The following is an 18,257-nucleotide window of genomic DNA, read 5'->3' as shown; positions in this document are numbered from 1 at the left end:
CGTGCCACCGGGGGGATGATCGACCTCGGGGCGCCACGTTCCCATGCTGCCTCCTCCCCGAGGTGGACTACGGCGTCCTCGCGCACCTCGCCCCGCCGTCAGCGTAGCGGCTCGAAGGGTCAAGGCCGCCGCGGCGGGACGAGAGCAGGGATGACGCACCATCGTGATAGCTCCCGCCCCGCGTGACCCTGAGCGAGGCAGCGGCTGTACCGGCACAATCATTACAGTCTGCCGGGTAGGCTGTGTGCCAGTCCAGGACCCACTCCCACACGTTCCCGGCCAGGTCCGCCTGCTCCCACCGCCCATCCCCCTTCGTCGACCGCGACCCGACCGGCTGGAGATCACTGAGCGCACACGAGCCGGATGCAGACCCGTCCCCGGCGCAGTCGTACACCGCGTAGCTTGTATCGATCCTGTCATCGCTCGCCAGGTCAGACCAAGGATACGGCCGCTGCTCGTCGCCACCTGCCGCCGCGTAATGCCACTCCGCTTCCGTGGGCAGCCGGCCTCCATCCCATGAGCAGAATGCGAACGCCACGTACCAGCTGAGGCAGTTCATCGGCAGGCGCTCATGGTCCCCGGCCTCATCCGTCCATGCCTGTCTGTCCGCGTTACAAATCACCGCAGCCTTCAGCGCCGCCGCGTCCACAGGCAATCTGTCGTTCCAGCCCGCATCCCACCCGCTTCCATCGATCTTTGGATGCGCCCCCGCCGTCGGCGCCGGCATGCTCCCGGGGTACGCCTCCACGAACCTACGGAATCGCCCCACCGTCACCTCGAACCGATCCAGCAAGAACCCGCTCACCGTCGCAGAATGTTCTGTTGCCTGGTCCCACCGGGTGAAGTTCCCTCCGGGCACCGCCGCGCTCGCGCAGCAGCTTTCCTTGCCAGCTGGCCCGCAGGTCGCCTGCAACCCGGCGCAGCTCCGGAACGTGCACGCCCCTCCGCTGCACGCTGGCGTCTCCGCGCGACACGGCGCCTCATCCTCCCATTGGCCGGCGTCATTGCAGCGCTGCGGCGTATTCCCGGAGCACTGCCTGTCGCGGCCTGGAACACAGACGATCGCCGGGCGGCCACCTTCACCTGCCGCGCTCTCGCCAGCCCCGCCGCCGGTCCTCGCAGCGCCTCCGCTTCCGAGGCTGCCGCCCGTGCCGCCCCCTCCCCCGGCGTCCGTGTAGCTGCCCCAGTCCACGTCGAGGATTTGCGCGCAGCCGCCGCATGCGGAAGCCGCAAGCCCGACCACGGCCGCCGTCGACCACCCGCCCGCGAACCTCTCGCCTGCCATGGCGCTCGAGGGTCGTTCGCCGGCACTGACGATGTCAACAAAACGCTTGCGTGTCCGCCATAGCCGCGCGCACTCCGCGACCGCCTTCGTGGTGGACGGGGCAGCTCCCGCAGCTGGGGCTCGACGTCTCCGAAACGTTAGCGCTTCCTTCGCCCCGGATGCGCACCTGCCAGCTCTCGAGGTCGGGCGTCAGGACGGCGGACGAGAAGAACAAGCGCCTTCTCGTCCGATCACGTTGCCTTACGATGCCGGCCGTTCGCAGCGATCAGCGACCGGATCGCGAGCGCCTACCGGCGCCGACGCCGAAGAACGAGCGCAGAAGCGACCAGCCAGAGAGCGGCGGCGCGTCCGCCGTTCCCAGTGCTCGCGCCCGCCCGGCAATCGCACGAGCCGTCTGCGTCGGCGCCGGCCGCGTCGTTCCCGCCGGAGGAAGCGGCGCTGCCGCCGCTGCCCGAGCCAGCGGTGCCGGTCGTTCCGCCGGTGCCTCCGGTGGCCGAGCCGCCGCTGCCCGAGGTCGTGGCCCCGGCGTCGGCGCTGCCACCGCTGCCGCCCGTTCCCTGGCCCGAGCCGCCGACCTCGCCGCCGCCGCCTCCGCCGTCCCCGCCATCCGGCATGGTGGGTCCGGTGAACCGCCACCAGTTGAACTTGAAGAGGTCGCCGTTGCCACCGACGAACTTCAGGAACAGGTCGTGTTTCCCGCTGCCCCCGCTGACCGCACAGGTCTTGGTGGTCCAGGACGACGCGCCCGAGACGTCACACGTCCCGAGCAGCGTGCCGGTCTCGCTGTCGAGGTGGAGCTCGATCTTCGCGTTGCTGGCTGCGGACGACACCCGAGCCTCGAAGGAGGTCACGCCGTCCAGGAAATCGACCTCCTTCACCTTGATGTAGTCGCCATTGCCGATGGACGTGACGTTCAGGCCGGCGCCGGTGTCGGTGCACACCTCGGTCTTGAGCCCGGACGAGAAGGCGATGGTCTCGGCCTCGACTTGCTTGAACGGATCCAGCGTGGCGACCGCGGACGGTCCCGTCGTGGTCATCGTGAGCCCGGGAATGCTGCCGTCGGCGCCGTAGGTGAACTCCTCCACGCACACCGAGCGCTTGAAGTCACCGCCGCCCGGCAATGCGCTGTTGTGATAGAAGAAATACGAGTGCCCCTTGTAGTCGACGATGCCGGCGTGATTGGTGAAGGTGCGGCCAGCGCCCATGATGTCGCCGCGGATGTTCCAGGGCCCGGTCGGACTGTTGCTGGTCGCGTAGCTGATCTTCTCGCTCCCGCCGCCCATGCCGGCGTAGACGAGGTAGTACAGCGACCCTCGCTTGTAGAACCACGGCCCCTCGGTGAAGCCACTCAACGGCGCGTTGGTGATGCTTCCCGAGGTGCTGGTCATGTCCGAGTTCAGCTTCACGTACCGGAGGGTGCCGTTCCCCCAGTACATGTAGGCCTGTCCATCGTCATCGACGAACACCGTCGGGTCGATGTTGCCGGATCCGGTCGCGGCCAGCTCCTTCCCCAGCGGGTCCATGAACGGGCCTGCCACATTGTCCGATACGCCCACGCCGATCCTCGCGCCGGTGGCGTTGTTCAGCGGCACGTAGAGATAGTACTTGCCGTTCCTGGCGACACCCTGCGGCGCCCACGCATCGCCGGTTCCCCAGCTGAAGGTCCTGTAGCTCGCGACCGAGCCGTGATCCGTCCAGTTGACCATGTCCGTGGTGGAGTACAGCCTCCAGTCGTTCATGGTGTAGAAGTTGTTTACCGAGACGTCCTCGTCGTGGGACGTGTAAAGGTACAACCTGCCTTCGTGCACCATGGGAGCGGGGTCGGCCGTGTAGGAGGTCTGCACGATCGGGTTGTCCGCCCGAGCGGCAGAGGGAATCGCGGCGACGATGGCCAGCGCCATCGCCGGCAGGGTCATTCTTCTTGCTCGGTACCACGTTGTGTTCAGGCGCACGTTGAAACCTCTCGCGAGCGGAATTGCTGGCGCCCCGCACCCTTGGTGCCGACTCGACGGAGGCGCCATCAGAGGAGAGGGTAGCCCGCGCAAAGACACGCAGGACGACCCACCCAGGGCAAAGCACAGGTATACCCCTTTCGAAATGTGAACGATCACATTCCTGGTGTCAAACGCAATCGACCGGCCCGAGCGGGATCCTCGAGGCCCGAAGGGAGGCCAACGCCGGCGGGCTCCTCCGGGGCGCCGCGTCACCGGGGGGGGCGCCAGACCGCGGTGATCGCCGGCACGATGCGCTCGATGCCTACCTGCGCACGGACGGCTGGCGCTCGATGCCGCAGGCGTCCGGCGCCCTGGGTATCGCCTCTCGTGCGCGGCGACCCGAGCGCGCCCTCCGGCCAGGAGCTCGCCCCACGATCGGACGATCTGGAGTGGCGTCGCCGATGTGAGCGGTCACATCTTCAGGCTGTGATGGCGTGGTTGAGCTTGCCCTTCACCGGATCAGGAGACGCCGGATGTCGCCAACGACCAGCAGTTGACATGACGAACAGGCGTTTGCGGGACTGCGCCGGCGCCTCGCCGCCGCTGCTGCTAAGGCGACTCGCTGCCGGAGCCTTGCGGCTCGCCAGTGCCCGCAGTCTCTACTGGGATCGCCCGCGCGCGGCGGTTGCGTGCCGAGGCGCCCCGGAGGCATCCGGAAAGTGATGCCGGCAAGCACGAGGCTGTGCCGGGAGGCGAGCGCCAGGCGCCAAGCGTCCGGCGAAGCCAGTCCGCCGTCATCGCCGTGTCAGACGCCTCTCCCCGCGGCAACCATGCCGGCGTAGTCGTGCGCGCTCTTCGATACTGCTTCGTTCGGATGCACGCACACGAGCCCGCGCCAGTCGGCGGGCGTCTGATCATCGATGAGGATGTCGGGCTTGGGCAGGAAGCCCGTGAAGCAACGCTCGATGCCAAGCTCGCGCGCGGCGTTTTCGGCGTAGTCGGCTCCACCCGTGCTCCGGCAATACAGCACGAACCCCTGTTCATGGAGCTGGCGGACGTGCTCGACGACCGCGGACATCGGGATCCGTTTCGAACCGAAGGAGCGGACGAGCGTATCGTCGACGTCGACGTAGACCACGAGGTGCTTCGCATCCATGACAACCTTCCGTCTAACCCGTGACGCAGGCGATTGTCAAGGTATTCCCTGGAATGGTCAGAGAGTGTGTGAGCTCTTCTGGCGGACTTGGCCTCTTGATCACCTTCAAGGTGGCCCTCCTCCGTACGGGCGTCAGGCGTGTAGCTCACTCCCTGTGAACTTGGCGTTCTTGGCGTTCTTGGCGGCCCCTCTCTTTCCGCGATGAACCTCCCGCAGCAGCGCTAGACACTCCATCGGTGCCCCTCACTCATAGCCAGCCGCAATGATGTTGTTTTGGAGCGCGTCCTCCGTAGCGTCGCTCGGGTAGCCGGCGGCGATCGCGCCCTCGTAAAACGTACCCGCGCTGTCGTTCGCGCCGCCGTCGGGCTTGCAGCAATCGCCACCACTGCCGAGCACGATGGCGCCTTGCTTCTTCATCGGGCTATAGTTGGGCGGCAGCGAGCCCTCGTAAAGCTTGGTCAGACCGCCCGACTGGGCGTCGCCGCCCTTCAGCGCGAAGCGCGTAGTCCCGTCGTTCTTCAGGATCGCAGTGACGAACTTGTGCGGAAACGCCTTTTGATTCGGGTTCCAGTTGCTGCTGCCGCCCGGAAACAGACCCCACTCCAGGTCGGCCTGCACCCACGGACCGGTGCCGGAGCAGCCTCCAAACCAACACTGCTTGCTGAAGTTGATGGCGTCCATGGCGCCAGCTCTGTCGGCCTTGCGGGTGGTCTCGCTGTTGCCATAGTCAAAGCAGCACCCGCCGTTGACGTGGATGCCGCTCGTCACCATATACAGGCCTTCCGGCGCGCTGCCCGTCGGAACGCCGGTGGTATGGCCGTCGCGCCAGTAGCTGTTGCCGGGGTTGATGTAAAGCGAGTAGACCTTGCTCCCGCTGACCTGCAGCGACTCCGTGGTGGCCTTCGCTGGGCTGCTCCTCGGTGAGCCGGGCACCACGTCCGAGCCCTGGTACCAGAGGTCATTCCCGTGCCCGGATTGGTCGTAGAGCACCGTGATCACGCACGAGGTCTCGGCGCAGAACGCGTCCTGTGGCGCGGAATCGGCGGGGCCCCCGGCTTTCAGCACGGAGATGTCCTTGGTCGCGTTGTCCGAGGCACGCCGGACTTGGTAGAGCTTTCCGGCGTAGGCTCCGAACAGGGCGCGCACTGTGCTATGGGCGGCAACACACGGCGTGCCGCCGCTCGCGTAAAGATCGCACGGCCCGGTCGATGCGTTCGCGTCACCGGAACCGCCAGTGCCCCCCACTCCGCCGCTCGCTGCGCCGCCGCCGCCCCCCGCTCCGCCGCTTGCTGCACCGCCGCCGCCCCCCGCTCCGCCGCTCCCCGCTCCGCCGCTTGCTGCGCTGCCGCCACCGCCTCCTCCAGTTGCCCCGCCAGCGTCTCCGGTCTCTGTGGGCTTCTCGGCTCCGGGGTTGTCAGCGGTGCAGCTCAAGCCTTGTGCGGCCAATACGAATGTGAGCAGTAGCGTCTTTTTCATCGCTTCTCCTGATCGGGCGCTATCGGCGAGTGAATGGAGCTCGCAGAGCCAAGTGGCCACCTGACTTGGCCACCGTGCTACGGGCCAGTGGCGCCCGTAGCGACGCCGGTTTGCCCCGAGCGAACGACGACAGTCGTCCCCATCGCGTCTCTCCGCGATTCGGGTCGCTGATCGAGCCGAGCGGGACCTGAGGTCGCTGAAGCAGAAGGAGGCCCCTCCAGAGCAATGTGAGCGCTCACATCCCGGATGTCAATTCCAATCGACCGGCCTGCCGCTGTCCTCGATCCGATGAAGGCGAACAACTCCGTTCCGGTCTCGGTCCGGATGTCGCGCTCAACGTTCCTCCTGCTGCGTGCATGGGGCAACGATACCGTCGCGGCCGGTATGGTGACGCACCAATTTTGAGCTGTTGCTTCACAACTGAACCGGAGCGCCTCAATCCATTGCTGGTCGGGAGGCCATGAGCTAGGGTCGAGTCCCAGTCGCGCCCTTCGCGCGCGCGGAGTTGTTACCGATGACAAGCGCCCGTTGCTCCTCCCTGGTCCTCGCCCTGCTCTCACTCTCGGGTGTTGCTTGTTCGTCGAGCAGCACCCCTCCATCGGAAGAACCGGGGGTCGCAGGCGCGGGCGGCCATGCGCAGGCGGGCGCCGGTGGTAACGCCGCGAGCACGGGCAGCACCCCGGGCGGTGGCCAGCCCGGCTCCGCGGGCGCGGGCGGAGCGGCCGCAGGCGGCGCCGACGCCGCGTCGGGTGGCTCCGATTCCGGCGGTGCTGGTGGCGGCGCGGACGGCAGCGGCGGCAGCGCAGGCGGCGCGACCGGGACGGACGCGGTCAAGAGCGCTGGCTGCGGCAAAGCGAAGACTCTGCAAAACGGCACGATCGACATCTCGTTCGGCGGCGCCTCTCGCAAGTACATCCTTCGCGTGCCGAGCGATTACGACAAGGACAAGCCGTATCGGCTCGTGTTCGCCTTCGCGGAGTCCGGCTCCTCCGCCATGTCGGTGGCGGACCGGAACTACTTCACGATGGCGACGCTCGACACTGGAGCTACCACCATCTTCGTCGCGCCGGACGCCGCGAACGGCGCCGGTTCCTGGAGCAAGTCGGACGTAGAGCTGACGGACGCGATCCTGGAGGAGCTCGAGGGAGATCTCTGCATCGACAAAACTCGGATCTTCGCCACCGGCTTCAGCTTCGGGGGAGCGATGTCGTTGGCTCTCGCCTGCACCCGCGCGGACGTGTTCCGAGGCGTCGCCTTCTTTTCGGGGGCAGATCTCACGGGCTCCTGCACGGCGACGTTGACCAAGCCGATCGCCTACTACGCGTCGCAAGCCAGCGGTGACAGCAGCGGCCCCCCCCTGCCGACCAGCGGTCGCGTCAAGCAAGCCGAATTCGCGAAGGTCAACGGCTGCATGGAGGAGCCGTCGGCGACCACCTTCCCGGCAGCTGGCCAGCCCCACACGTGTACCGAGTACAAGGGCTGCTCCGCAGGTCACCCCACCAAGTACTGCGTGTTCGACGGCCCGCACGGCTGGGAGCCGAAGGACCCGGGGCAATCGACGAGCTGGAACGCCCCCGAGGCGTGGAAATTCATCACGCAATTCTGATTTCGAGTCGAGGACTGCGTCGGGCGCAACGACGATGGGGAGGCGGTCGCCGGGCGACGCCGTCAAAGCTCGCAGTTGGCGGCGGAGTCGGCGGCCTCTACGAGGCACACGTCGCCGTCGGCGCCGTTGGTGAGTCGGTCGCCATCGAGGCGTGCCGCCGTTCAGCGTGTCGCCTCCCGCCCCGCGCTGGATGCTCCCGGAGTCGTAGGTATCGCCCACCCCGCTCTCAAATTGCGACTTTTTCCGGCGACCGCTCGTCATCAATCGGTTTTTCTGGCGGGATTTCTGACGCGCGAGACAAGCCCCTCCGACCCGCCCTCATCGGTCCAGCTCCGCGGCCGCCAGCGCCGCCACGCGCAGAGCGACGGCGGGCGAGCCGCCGTCCTTCAGGAACCAGGCCGCCGACAGGCCGGTCCACGCGAGCACCCAGCGCAGCAGGCGTGTCCGCTCGAGGCCGGCCGCCTCGGCCACGATCTCCAGCCGTCGTGAGAACCGCCCGGGCTCCGTCGCGACCGGGCGGCTTGGATCGGCCAGGTCCGGGTTGGTGAAGAGGTTGGCGAAGTCGAAGCTGCGCTCGCCCACGAGCCGCTTGGGGTCGATCGCCAGCCAGCCGCGACCGCCGAAGTCCAGCACATTGCCGTGGTGGAGATCGCCATGAAGCACGACGACCTCGCGAGGCGCCGCGAGCAGGGCGCAGGCGGCCTCGAGGCAGCGCACGAGGATGCCGCCGTGGGCCGCCGCCGCGGGCTCGAGGTCCCGGAACCAGCGCGTGAGCGGGATCAGCTCCGGAAGCGACCGCGCCCTCGGCGCATGGAGCCGAGCCGCCACGGCGCACAGGATGCGGCACGCCTCGTCGTCCTCTCCGTTGCGGGACATCTCGGCCAGGGATCTCGTCCCCTGCGCGCGCTCCAGCAGGAGGGCGTCACCCTCGCAGGCCAGCACGCGCGCAGCGCCGTCGCCGTCCCACCACTCCATCAGCAGGCCCCCGAAGCGCTCCTCCTCTTGCAAGGCCAGCTTGAGCATGGCGGGCTCGCCCGCGCGCCGGACCGGCAGCAGGCGTCCGCTCCAGGTGACGATGGGGTCGCCATCAGGGACGAGGTCCCATCGACGCAGGTACGTGTCGAACATCGGCCTCGGTGCGCGCAAGGAAGGTCCACTACCCCGGCGAGGGAGCCCGCCAGCGCGCGGCGGGCCGGCGCCGTCACTTCTTCTTCGGGCCGGGGGCGCAGACCCGGGCCTTCAGCCAGCCGTCGATCGCGAGGTCGACCTCCTCGAGCACGCTCTCCCTGGTCCGCCCCGCGGACTTGAGGAGATCGAGCGAGTGATCGCCGCCCTCGATCACGTGCAGGGTGGCCCGCTTCTTCAGACGCTTCAGGACGGGCCGGAGGAGCGCGAGATCGCAGAGAGCGTCGCGCGTGCCCTGGAGGAACAGGAGCGGCGCGGGGATCGCGGGGAGGTGCGCGTCCCGGAGCGGGGCGCGCTTGCCCGCGGGGTGGAGCGGATAGCCGAGGAACAGGAGCCCGTCCGCGCGGACGCCGCGCGCCGCGAGCAACGACGCGATCCGCCCGCCCATCGACTTGCCGCCGATCACCAGGCGCTCCGGCCTCTCCTCGAGCATCCGCTCGATCGCCGCCTCGTAGGCCTTCTCGAGCAGCGGCGGCCGGTCGGGCGCCTTCCGGCCGAGCTCCTTGTAGACGAAGTTGAAGCGCAGCACCGTGTGCCCGCGCGCCAGGAGCCGCCCGGCGACGTCGACCAGGAGGGGCGCGTGCATGTCGTTGCCGGCCCCGTGGCCGAGCACCACGGCCACACCGGAGCGCTTCGCCCGCGTCCTCGGGGCGTGGAGCACCCCCGAGACAGGGCTGCTGCCGGGGATCGGGATGGAGACGGAGCGCTCGGCCATGGGGACGGTCCATGCCATGGATCGCGGCCGCTCGTCGAGGCGCACCTCGGTCCGGTCGAGCGCTGGCCGCCAGCTGTCGGGAGACACAGCGAGCCTGCCAGAGAGCCTATCCGCTGGTGACGAACCGCTTGCAGCGCATCGAGCAGGGTGTCGCTGCCTGCAGAAGCAGGCCAGCTCCTCGCCCGACGGGCTCTCGCACGGGTGCTTCTTGCGCGGGCACACCGTCGAATGGATCGCCTCATCAACCACTCCGGCGCTTCCCTCACCAGAACATCGGATCCTCGAACCGCCGTCGCGCATCATCGGATCGTCGCGCAGCTCCTGACAATCGTCTCCGGCGGATCCGAACCGACGAACTGCTCGCCTGCGCGAGCGCGGCCGCGATCCATCGATTATCCTCTCGCGCCGATGAACATTCCTGTCCTCGCGTGCGCTCTCGCGGCCGCCCTCCTCGCCGCGTGCTCGAAGGCGCCCTCGGACGCGATGTCGACCGACGCCGGCGCGCAGCGCGGCGCTCGACTCCGCATCGCCGTCGTGCCGAAGGGGACAACCCATGAGTTCTGGAAGAGCGTTCACGCGGGCGCGGTGAAGGCGTCGCGCGAGCTCGATGTCGACATCGTGTGGAAAGGGCCGCTCAGGGAGGACGACCTCAAGGGGCAGATCGACGTCGTCTCGAGCTTCGTCGCGCAGGGCGTGTCCGGCATCGTCCTCGCGCCGCTCAACGACGCGGCGCTCAAGGCGCCGGTGCACGCCGCGGCGCAGGCGAAGATACCTGTCGTCGCGTTCGACTCCGACCTCGCCGGCGACGAGCACGTGAGCTTCGTCGCGACCGACAACCAGGCGGCCGGGAGGCTCGCGGGAGAGCACCTCGGGAGGGCGATCGGCGGGAAGGGCAATGTCGTCGTGCTCCGCTATCAGGAGGGCTCGGCGAGCACGCAGAACCGCGAGAAGGGCTTCCTCGACGCGGTGCGCGCGATGCCCGGGATCACGATCGCGAGCGACAACCAGTACGGCGGCGCGACGACGGAGACGGCGTTCAACAAGAGCGAGAGCCTGCTCCTCGCGCAGCGGGCGGCGGAGGGGACCATCGCCGGGGTGTTCACGCCGAACGAGTCGACGACCTTCGGCATGCTCCAGGCGCTCCGCAAGACGAACGTCGCGAGGAAGGTGAAATTCGTCGGCTTCGACGCGTCGGACAAGCTCCTCGGCGCGCTGCGCGACGGCGACATCGAGGCGCTCGTCGTGCAGGACCCGTTCACCATGGGATACCAGGCGGTGAAGACGATGGCGGCGCACCTCCGCGGCGAGCGGGTCGAGCGGCGCATCGACACGGGCGCGCGCGTCGTCACGCGGCAGGACCTCGACGATCCGGCGGTGAAGGAGATCGTGAAGCCCGACCTCGCCCGGTGGCTCGGGGAGTGAGCGGCCCGTGGCCGGAGCGCGCGCGCCCCTCCTGGAAGTGACGGGCCTCGCGAAGGCGTTCGGCCCGAACGCGGTGCTGCGCGACGTCTCGCTGCGGGTTCTGCCCGCGAGCATCCACGCGCTCCTCGGAGAGAACGGCGCGGGCAAGAGCACGCTGACGCGCATCCTGCTCGGCATGGAGCGCGCGGACGCAGGCACGGTCCTGCTCGGGGGGGCGCCGTATGCGCCGGCGTCGGCCGAACGCGCGCGCCGCGCGGGCGTCGTCCTCGTCCCGCAGGAGCGGACGCTCTGCGCCCACCTCACGGTCGCCGACAACGTGGTGCTCGGGATCGAGCCGGCCGCGCGCGTACGGCTCGGTATCCGGGACCGCGCCCGCGCACGCGCCGTCGCGCGGGAGGCGATCGCGCTCGTCGCCGCCGACCCGGCCCGCGTGCCGCTCGACGCGCCGGCCGGGGAGCTCGGCGTCGCCGATCAGCAGCTCGTCGAGATCGCGCGGGCGCTCGCGCAAGGCGGCGTCCGCGAGGGCGGACGGCCCGCGGCGCGGCTCCTCGTCCTCGACGAGCCGACCTCGAGCCTGGGCCACGAGGACGCCGCGCGCCTGTTCGAGCGCGTCCGCGCCCTGCGAGACGCCGGGCTCGCGGTGCTGCTCGTGACGCACTTCCTCTCGGACGTGGCCGCGCACGCGGACCGCTACACGGTGCTCCGCGACGGCCGCGTCTCGGGCGAAGGGGACCCGCGCGAGACGGCGCCGGCGCAGATCGTCCGCGAGATGCTGGGCCGCGCGTTCGAGGAGGCGCGCGAGGGCGCGGCGCCCGAGGCCGCGCCCGCGGGCAGCGGCGAGGTGGTGCTCGACGCGAAGGACGTCGCCGGCGTGAAGCGGCCGGAGCGCGCCTCGCTGACGCTGCGCCGGGGCGAGATCCTCGGCATCGCCGGCCTCGTCGGCTCGGGGCGCACGGAGCTCCTCCGCGTCCTCGCGGGGCTCGACCCGAAGCGCAGCGGCACGGTCACGCTGCGCGCGCCCCGCGGCGTCGGCCTCCTCAGCGAGGATCGCGGCGGCGAGGGCCTGATGCTCGGCCGCTCGATCGCCGAGAACATCTGGCTCTCGCCGCGCGCGCCGCGCTTCGCCGCGCCGGGGTCGCTCCTCGCGGAGGCGTCGCGCTGGATCGAGGAGCTCGCGATCCGCGCCGGAGGGCCGGAGCAGCGCGCCGGCGAGCTCTCGGGCGGCAACCAGCAGAAGGTCCAGCTCGCGCGCCTGCTCCGCGAGGACGTCGACGTGCTCCTCGTCGACGAGCCGACGCGCGGCATCGACGTCGCGAGCAAGGCGCAGGTGCTCTCGCTGCTCCGCGATCTCGCGGCCGCCGGCAAGGCCATCGTGCTCGTGTCGAGCCGGCTCGACGAGCTCGTGACGACGTGCGATCGCATCGCGGTCCTCCGTCGAGGGACGCTGGAGCCGCCGCGGCCAGCGTCGTCGTGGACCGAAGCGTCGCTGCTCCTGGAGGCCTCCTCATGAAGAAGCGCCCGCCGTGGGTCGGTCCGCTCGTCGCCCTGCTGCTCGTCTACGCGCTGTTCGCGGCGCTCACGCCCGACACGTTCCTGCGCAGCCAGAACCTGCTCACGATGGCGCGGCAGACCGTGGTGGTCGGCATCTGCTCCGTCGGCATGACCCTCGTCATCGCGACAGGCGGGATCGACCTCTCCACGGGCTCGCTCGTCGCGTTCACGACGGTCGTCCTCGCGCAGCTCCTGCGCGCGGGGGCGCCGCCGCTCCCGGCCGCGCTCGCCGCCGTGGCGGCGGCGGGCCTCGCGGGCGTCCTCACCGGGACGCTCGTGGGGCGGGCGCGGATGACGCCCTTCGTCGTGACGCTGGGCACGATGAGCGCGCTCCGCGGCGCCGCGAAGGGGCTCGCGTCCGAGCAGAAGATCGACGCCGATCCGCGCGGGCTCGACGCGCTGCTCTCGGCCGACCTCGCCGCGCCCGGGCTGTGGCTGACGGTGGCCCTCGCGCTCCTCGTCTTCGCCGTGCTCGCGTTCACGCGCTTCGGGCGCCACGTGTTCGCGGTCGGCAGCAACGAGGCCGCGGCGCGGCTGTGCGGCATCGACACGGGTCGCGTGAAGATCGCTGTGTACACGCTGTCGAGCCTCCTCGCCGGCGTCGCGGGCGTGATGGAGTTCTCGACGCTGACGGTGGGCGACCCGACGGACTCGATCGGCCTCGAGCTCGAGGTCATCGCGGCGGTCGTCATCGGCGGCGCCCCGCTCTCGGGCGGCGAGGGGAGCATCGCCGGGAGCGTGATCGGAGCGCTGCTCATCACGGTCATCCGGACCGGCGGCGTCCACCTCGGGCTGCCGAGCTGGGTGCAGGAGATCGCGACGGGCGCGATCATCGTGGTCGCCGTCGCCGTCGACAAGGTGCGGCGCGCGCGCCGCGCCCGCGCGGCGGCGCGCTGAGGCCCTGCGCCCACGCGCGCGGCCCGCGGCGCTGTCGCCGGTCACGGGCCCGGCGGCGGCCCTCGCCGCGGGGCGGCGGTGCCGGGCGAGGAGCGGCGGCGCGCGATCATCCACCCGGTCGGCTCGACCTGGCCGCCCTCCTCCCGCACGGCGAGATCGACCAGCGCGACCATGCGCCTCGAGACCTCCGCGAACGTATCCTCGGCCTCGCGGTCCTCCGGCAGCCGATCCGGCAGCGTGGGGCGCGTGCGGTGGATACGGTAGCGCTCGGACAGGCGCGCCCCCGGGAAGGCCCGGCGCAGCTCGTCCATCCCGCCGAGCAGCGCCACGAGCGAGCCCATGGTCGCGGTGCCGTTGTCCGAGTCCCACCCGGCGAGCGTGCCGATCTGCACGGTGCGCCGGAAGCTGCCGCCGCCGAGCAGGAGGGCCATCGTCCCGGTCGCCAGGTTGATCGCGGACTCCGTGAACCCTCGATAGACGAAGCCGTGCGCCGGGGCCCGCTCCTGGTAGCGGCGCGCGATCGCGTCGCGGACGCTCTCCCAACAGTCGTCGGGATCGTCGACCGACAGCGCCGCGGAGAGCACGAAGTCGATGACGTCGGCGGCCTTCGACGCGTCCGGCAGGTAGCTCCTGGCCTCGCGGACGATGCGCACGATCTCCTCGCGCCGCGGCTTCTCCGGGTCGACGGTGGCCGCGAGCGAGAAGAGGAGCACGTAGAACTGCGCGGCGTGCGCGGCGTGATCGCGGGCCGTGGTCCGGATGGGGAGGTCGGCCATCCGCAGCGCGAGCTCCGGCATGCCGGGCGCGAGGGCGCCGAAGATCTCGGTGGTGAGCTGCGCGTCGATCTGCAGCGACTCGGGGTTGAGCGCCGGATCGCTGGTGGCGGGGGGCAGCATGCCTCGCTCCATGAGGTCGCGCGCCCGCCGGTTCGATACCCAGATGAAATCGTTGATGTGCGCGCGCCACCCGTCCCGGATCTGCTCTGGAGAGAGGAAGAGCGTCCCCGCCTCGGTCATGAGGTGCAAGTAGACGTATTCGATGTCGGTGTCGTCGTCGGCCAGGCAGGGGTCGAGGAGCACGAAGTCGATCCGCGCCCCGTCGCGGCCAAGGGCCTTTCCCCAGTCTGCGTCGGTGAAGAAAGGGCGCTCGGTGCGGACGCCCTCGGTCCGCAGCCCCGTCCAGTTGGCAATGCAGGCGCCGATCCACATCGCGCGGAGCCGCTCGGCGTACGCCGCGCGATCGAGCTGCGTCCGCGTCCTTCTGGACATTCCCGGGGCGCCCCGTTGCTCTACAGGCGCGGCGAGCGCGCGGAGCGGCGCGGCGAGCGCGCGGCGCGGCGCGTCGCCTGCGCCCGCGAGCGGCGTCATCGCGAGGAACGCGAGCAGCAGGCCGCACGCGCGCGCAGGAGGCCCGACGCGGGGCGTTGCTTGAACAGGGCGCCTTTCGCCACGAGTGCGCATGAATTACCCCTCGGACGCGCGCCCGCAGGGTCGCGCCTTGCCTCGCTGCGCGGTAGTGCAAGCGAGATGCCGAGTCGGGCCCGCTCCCTCGGCGCCGCCCGCGACCTTAGATCAAGATCATGAATGCCACCGATCACGGCCGGCGCGCCGCGGGCGCGCGCCTGGACCTCCTCGTCTCCCGCGCGGTCCGCCATTGCCTCGGCGCGTCATTCGCCCTCATGCCGGGCGCCGCGTCGATCTCTCCGGTGCTGGAGCATCTCCTCTCCTTTCACCCTGGGTGGGTCACCCGCAACGTGACAACGCACGATCCCGCGGGCGGCAACAACGATGGATATCGCCCGGGGATCGCGGTCGAGGGGGAGCACCGGGTGCTGTTCCATGCCCGCGGCGAGGGGAGAATCACGCGGATCTGGATGACCGCGCCGCGCGCGGAGCTCGAGAAGCCGGGCCAGGAGATCTGGATCGAGATCGACGGGCGCACGGCCTTCCGGGGCTCGACGCGCGATTTCTTCGAGGGCCGGGGCCCCTGGAAGGCGCCCCTCACCCTCGGCGTCGACGCGAGCTCGGGCGCATTCACCAGCTACGTCCCTTTCGCCTGGTCCAGCGAGGCCAAGGTCCGTTTCCGGGGCGTTCCCATCTATTACCAGGTCACCTACCGCGAGGGCCCTGGCGCCGCGGCGGGCCCGACGTCCGAGGAGCTCGCGCGGTTCATGACCGAGGACTGGACCGCCGCCCTGCCCTCCCCGTCGCCCCTGCAGGCCCCGACCCCTGGCGCCCCGCTCGTCCTGGCGACGGGCCCCGCGACCGTATCGGGTCTCGACGTCCGGATCCCCGCCGCGAGCTTGAAGGACCTGGAGGTGAAGATCGGGAATCAGCCGCCCGTGCCCGCGTCCTTCTTCTTCGGCCTGGCCAGCGCGAGCGCCGAGGCCGACGGCGGGTGGACCACCTTCCGGAGCGCGCTGCACGCCGCCTGGGCGCCCGACGCCGCGGGGGCCGCCAGGCTCGCGACGCGCCTGCCCATCCCGCTGGCCGAGGGAGAGGCGCTCTCGCTCGAGGCCAGTCCCGGGGGGTCGATCGAGCGGGTCGAGGCGGCCGTCGATCTCGCGCCAGCCCGCCCCGGCGTGCGGCTCCTCGCGCAGTACCGCGATCAGGCGGCGCCCGGGCGCGAGACGACGATGCCCCTCTTCGAGAGCGACGAGCCGCTCCAGTTCGTCGCCCTCCTCGAGCACCTCAGCGGCGGCCGCCCGGGCAACCGCTTGTACCTCGAGGGCGACGAGATGATCCGGACCGACGGGATGTCCTATCCCCTGCAGATCGGGACCGGCACCGAGGACTATTTCAACGGCGGCTACTATTTCCTGGGCGCGCACAGCAACCCGTTCAGCGGCCTGCTGCGCTTCCTCATCATCGATCCCGAGAATGGGTGGAAGAAAGCCCGATTCATCCATTCCTTGTACCGTTTGCACGTGGCCGACCCGATCGTGAGCCGGTCCGGCATGCGCTTCGGCTTCGAGGCCGGGCCGACCGGCGCCTATACGCCGCTGCGGGTGCGCTCGCTGGGCCTCTCCTACGCCTTCTCGGATCACCCGGTGATCGGCGCGCAGGCGGTCCCCATCCGCGGGGCTCTGCCCCTCCCGCCCTCGGCCTTCGACGCCGAGCGCACCGAGCTCCAGCGGCCCTTCCAGCCCCGCGAGGGCCGCGGGATCACCCGGATCGAGGTCGATTGCCCGCCCGAGGCGCGCGGGATCTTGCTCCTCCGCGCGTACTCCGCGGCGAAGGCCCCGCAGACGGCGCGCGTGCGGCTCGACGGGCGGGACGTCGGCGCGCTCCACGAGATGCAGGCGAACCCTGTCCGGCCGCTCGCGGAGGACGCGCTCTGGCTCGACGTGCTCCCCGGCCAGTGCGGCGGCGGCGCAGGCAAGCGCCCGGTCCTCGAGATCGACGCGACGAGCTCCCCCGCGCCGTGGAGCGAGGGCGGTTACACGCTGCGGTTCTTCTCCGGACCTCCCGAGCCGCGGCTCACGCAGGGCCCCGCGGTGAAGATCTTCGACGCTGGTCGCCTCCCCGGGGGCCCGTTCTACGTGAACGACCATTCGGTGATGAAGCTCCCCGACGGCCGCTGGATCCTCACGGGCATCTTCCACACCGAGTCGTATCGGCCGGAGGACGAGCGGGCGTTCGTCCTGGCGACCGCGCCCGGGCCCGGGCCGGCGCGCTGGGTCGAGGCCACCTCGCCGAGCTTCGCGCTGGCGCCCGAGCGCTTCTCGACCCGCGCCCTCGCCGACGAGCGCTGGATCTGGGCCCCGCACGTGGTCCGCGACCGCGACGGCAGACTGAACATGATCTTTCATGTGGGCACGCCCGACCCCGATCGCTCCGGCTTCCGGCTGGCGCAGTCGAGCGACGGTCTCACCTGGACCCGCAAGGCAGGCACGCTCTTCGAGGATATCTGCGTCGCCCGCGATCCGATGCTGGTCCGGCTCGGCGACCTGTGGGTGGTCTATTACACGCGCTGCGCGTCGCTGGAGAGCCGCCGGAGCGGCGTCGCTTACCGCACGTCGCTGGATCTCGTCGACTGGAGCCCGCCGACGATGGCGCTCACGCTCGGGCCGGAGACCGCGATGCCGAACAGCGGCCACACCGAGTCTCCGTTCGTGTTCGAGCGGGACGGGTGGTTCTACCTGACCGTCACGAGCTACCCTGTCCACGACGAGGCCACGTTCGTCTACCGCTCGCGCTCGCCGTTCACGTTCCCGCCGCGCCCCGTCGCCCGGCTGCGCGCGCACGCGGCGGAGTGGGTCGAGGAGGCGGGGCGCCTGTTCTTCACGCACGCGGGGCCCGGGAAGGGCGGCGTGTTTCTCCAGGAGCTCTTCGGGCTCTGAGCCGCGGCGCCGGCCGCGCTCCACTGGCGGAGGATAGCCCCGCCCTGGCAGCCTCCAGCGTCACGGTTCGAGGCTGCCGAGGTTCTTCACCACGCGCTGCAAGAGCGTCAGCAGCAGCTCCTTCTCCGCCGCGCTGAATCCGGCCGTCGCCGCGCGCTCCACCTCGATGAGCTCTTCCTTCAGCTTCGGCAGCCGGAGGAGCGCCTTCCGTGTGAGCGACGTCAGGCTCGCGCGCCCGTCCTTCGGGTCGGGCCCGCGCTCGACCACGCCGTCGCGCTCCATCCGCGCGAGCATCTCCGCCATCGTCGGCTGCTCCACCCCGGCGAACCTGGCGAGCTCCTTCTGCGACATCGATCCGCCGTCCGAGAGCGCGTGCAAGACGGGCATCTGCCTCATCCCGAAGCCGAGCGGGCGAAGGCGCCCGTCCTGGAGCCGCATGAGCACCTTCGAGGCGTGGTTGATCCAGAACGAGGTCGACGCCGTCGGATCCCACGACTCCGACCGCTTTTCTCCTTGCATAGGTCCCTAATCTAATTTATATCGTACCCTATGTAAACAGAAAAAGCGCGGCCTTCGTCGGCCGAGGCCCGGGCGGACGTGCGCTCGCGCCCGGGGGCCGACGGCAGGGCCTCGCACGCGCGGGCGCGTGAGCTCGCGCCGGGGCGGCCTCTGGCCCGCCGTGAAGCGC

Annotated in this window: 12 protein-coding genes and 1 pseudogene; 5 read left to right on the top strand and 8 right to left on the bottom strand. The window is 70.5% G+C overall.

What is annotated here, in order from left to right:
• Positions 1–67: 67 nt before the first annotated feature.
• From WME89_RS06070 to WME89_RS06055, 4 genes and pseudogenes are all read right to left on the bottom strand, one after another.
• Positions 68–1,285: a formylglycine-generating enzyme family protein gene (locus WME89_RS06070; protein ID WP_438008289.1), complete on the bottom strand. Its 1,218-nt coding sequence runs from the start codon at positions 1,283–1,285 to the stop codon at positions 68–70.
• Between the two features lie 287 nt (positions 1,286–1,572).
• Positions 1,573–3,201, bottom strand: a complete 1,629-nt coding sequence (locus tag WME89_RS06065; RefSeq protein ID WP_438008288.1) for a glycoside hydrolase family 43 protein — start codon at positions 3,199–3,201, stop codon at positions 1,573–1,575.
• An 823-nt stretch (positions 3,202–4,024) separates the two neighbouring features.
• Positions 4,025–4,375, bottom strand: a complete 351-nt coding sequence (locus WME89_RS06060; protein WP_438008287.1) for a DUF705 domain-containing protein — start codon at positions 4,373–4,375, stop codon at positions 4,025–4,027.
• 243 nt (positions 4,376–4,618) lie between these two features.
• Positions 4,619–5,581 (bottom strand): annotated as a pseudogene (locus tag WME89_RS06055) (arabinofuranosidase catalytic domain-containing protein); the annotation flags it as partial.
• Between the two features lie 784 nt (positions 5,582–6,365).
• On the opposite strand from WME89_RS06055, the gene WME89_RS06050 reads away from it, so the two are divergent.
• Entirely contained in the window at positions 6,366–7,457 is a 1,092-nt protein-coding gene (locus WME89_RS06050; RefSeq protein WP_438008286.1) for an alpha/beta hydrolase family esterase, read from the top strand.
• A 318-nt stretch (positions 7,458–7,775) separates the two neighbouring features.
• Here the strand turns inward: WME89_RS06050 and WME89_RS06045 are convergent, their stop codons facing one another.
• Together WME89_RS06045 and WME89_RS06040 are read right to left on the bottom strand one after the other, a co-directional pair.
• A complete protein-coding gene (locus tag WME89_RS06045) occupies positions 7,776–8,585 on the bottom strand; it encodes an aminoglycoside phosphotransferase family protein (protein ID WP_438011904.1) in 810 nt (269 codons plus the stop codon).
• A gap of 73 nt (positions 8,586–8,658) precedes the next feature.
• Complete coding sequence (locus tag WME89_RS06040; RefSeq protein WP_438008285.1) at positions 8,659–9,375, bottom strand: alpha/beta hydrolase family protein; 717 nt, start codon at positions 9,373–9,375, stop codon at positions 8,659–8,661.
• A 390-nt stretch (positions 9,376–9,765) separates the two neighbouring features.
• Between WME89_RS06040 and WME89_RS06035 the strand changes: the two genes are divergently transcribed.
• Genes WME89_RS06035 through WME89_RS06025 form a run of 3 tightly spaced genes read left to right on the top strand, consistent with a single transcriptional unit; the run spans position 9,766 to position 13,227 of the window.
• Positions 9,766–10,779 (top strand): ABC transporter substrate-binding protein, encoded by a 1,014-nt coding sequence (locus WME89_RS06035; RefSeq protein ID WP_438008284.1) that lies wholly within the window; start codon positions 9,766–9,768, stop codon positions 10,777–10,779.
• Between the two features lie 7 nt (positions 10,780–10,786).
• Positions 10,787–12,289 carry a sugar ABC transporter ATP-binding protein gene (locus tag WME89_RS06030; protein ID WP_438008283.1) on the top strand — a complete coding sequence of 501 codons (1,503 nt, stop codon included), beginning with the start codon at positions 10,787–10,789 and terminating at the stop codon, positions 12,287–12,289.
• Positions 12,286–13,227 (top strand): ABC transporter permease, encoded by a 942-nt coding sequence (locus WME89_RS06025; RefSeq protein ID WP_438008282.1) that lies wholly within the window; start codon positions 12,286–12,288, stop codon positions 13,225–13,227. The genes WME89_RS06030 and WME89_RS06025 overlap by 4 nt, the downstream gene beginning before the upstream one ends.
• Positions 13,228–13,268: 41 nt before the next feature.
• Here WME89_RS06025 and WME89_RS06020 read toward each other — a convergent pair whose 3' ends face one another.
• Complete coding sequence (locus tag WME89_RS06020; protein WP_438008281.1) at positions 13,269–14,687, bottom strand: ADP-ribosylglycohydrolase family protein; 1,419 nt, start codon at positions 14,685–14,687, stop codon at positions 13,269–13,271.
• Between the two features lie 119 nt (positions 14,688–14,806).
• Here WME89_RS06020 and WME89_RS06015 point away from each other — a divergent pair, with 119 nt between their 5' ends.
• Positions 14,807–17,569: a DUF2961 domain-containing protein gene (locus WME89_RS06015; RefSeq protein WP_438008280.1), complete on the top strand. Its 2,763-nt coding sequence runs from the start codon at positions 14,807–14,809 to the stop codon at positions 17,567–17,569.
• 60 nt (positions 17,570–17,629) lie between these two features.
• Here the strand turns inward: WME89_RS06015 and WME89_RS06010 are convergent, their stop codons facing one another.
• Positions 17,630–18,088, bottom strand: coding sequence for a MarR family winged helix-turn-helix transcriptional regulator (locus WME89_RS06010; RefSeq protein ID WP_438008279.1), 459 nt, complete (start codon positions 18,086–18,088; stop codon positions 17,630–17,632).
• Positions 18,089–18,257 lie beyond the last annotated feature (169 nt).

Source organism: Sorangium sp. So ce321 (assembly GCF_051530195.1).
Lineage (GTDB): Bacteria > Myxococcota_A > Polyangia > Polyangiales > Polyangiaceae > Sorangium.
This window is presented reverse-complemented; position numbering and strand designations above follow the sequence as displayed.

Coding starts and splice junctions, on each gene's coding strand:
- WME89_RS06065 (WP_438008288.1), bottom strand. CDS start 3,201: ATGACCCTGCCGGCGATGGCGCTGGCCATCGTCGCCGCGATTCCCTCT.
- WME89_RS06035 (WP_438008284.1), top strand. CDS start 9,766: ATGAACATTCCTGTCCTCGCGTGCGCTCTCGCGGCCGCCCTCCTCGCC.
- WME89_RS06050 (WP_438008286.1), top strand. CDS start 6,366: ATGACAAGCGCCCGTTGCTCCTCCCTGGTCCTCGCCCTGCTCTCACTC.
- WME89_RS06045 (WP_438011904.1), bottom strand. CDS start 8,585: ATGTTCGACACGTACCTGCGTCGATGGGACCTCGTCCCTGATGGCGAC.
- WME89_RS06070 (WP_438008289.1), bottom strand. CDS start 1,285: ATGGCAGGCGAGAGGTTCGCGGGCGGGTGGTCGACGGCGGCCGTGGTC.
- WME89_RS06025 (WP_438008282.1), top strand. CDS start 12,286: ATGAAGAAGCGCCCGCCGTGGGTCGGTCCGCTCGTCGCCCTGCTGCTC.
- WME89_RS06040 (WP_438008285.1), bottom strand. CDS start 9,375: ATGGCATGGACCGTCCCCATGGCCGAGCGCTCCGTCTCCATCCCGATC.
- WME89_RS06010 (WP_438008279.1), bottom strand. CDS start 18,088: ATGCAAGGAGAAAAGCGGTCGGAGTCGTGGGATCCGACGGCGTCGACC.
- WME89_RS06020 (WP_438008281.1), bottom strand. CDS start 14,687: ATGCGCACTCGTGGCGAAAGGCGCCCTGTTCAAGCAACGCCCCGCGTC.
- WME89_RS06060 (WP_438008287.1), bottom strand. CDS start 4,375: ATGGATGCGAAGCACCTCGTGGTCTACGTCGACGTCGACGATACGCTC.
- WME89_RS06015 (WP_438008280.1), top strand. CDS start 14,807: ATGAATGCCACCGATCACGGCCGGCGCGCCGCGGGCGCGCGCCTGGAC.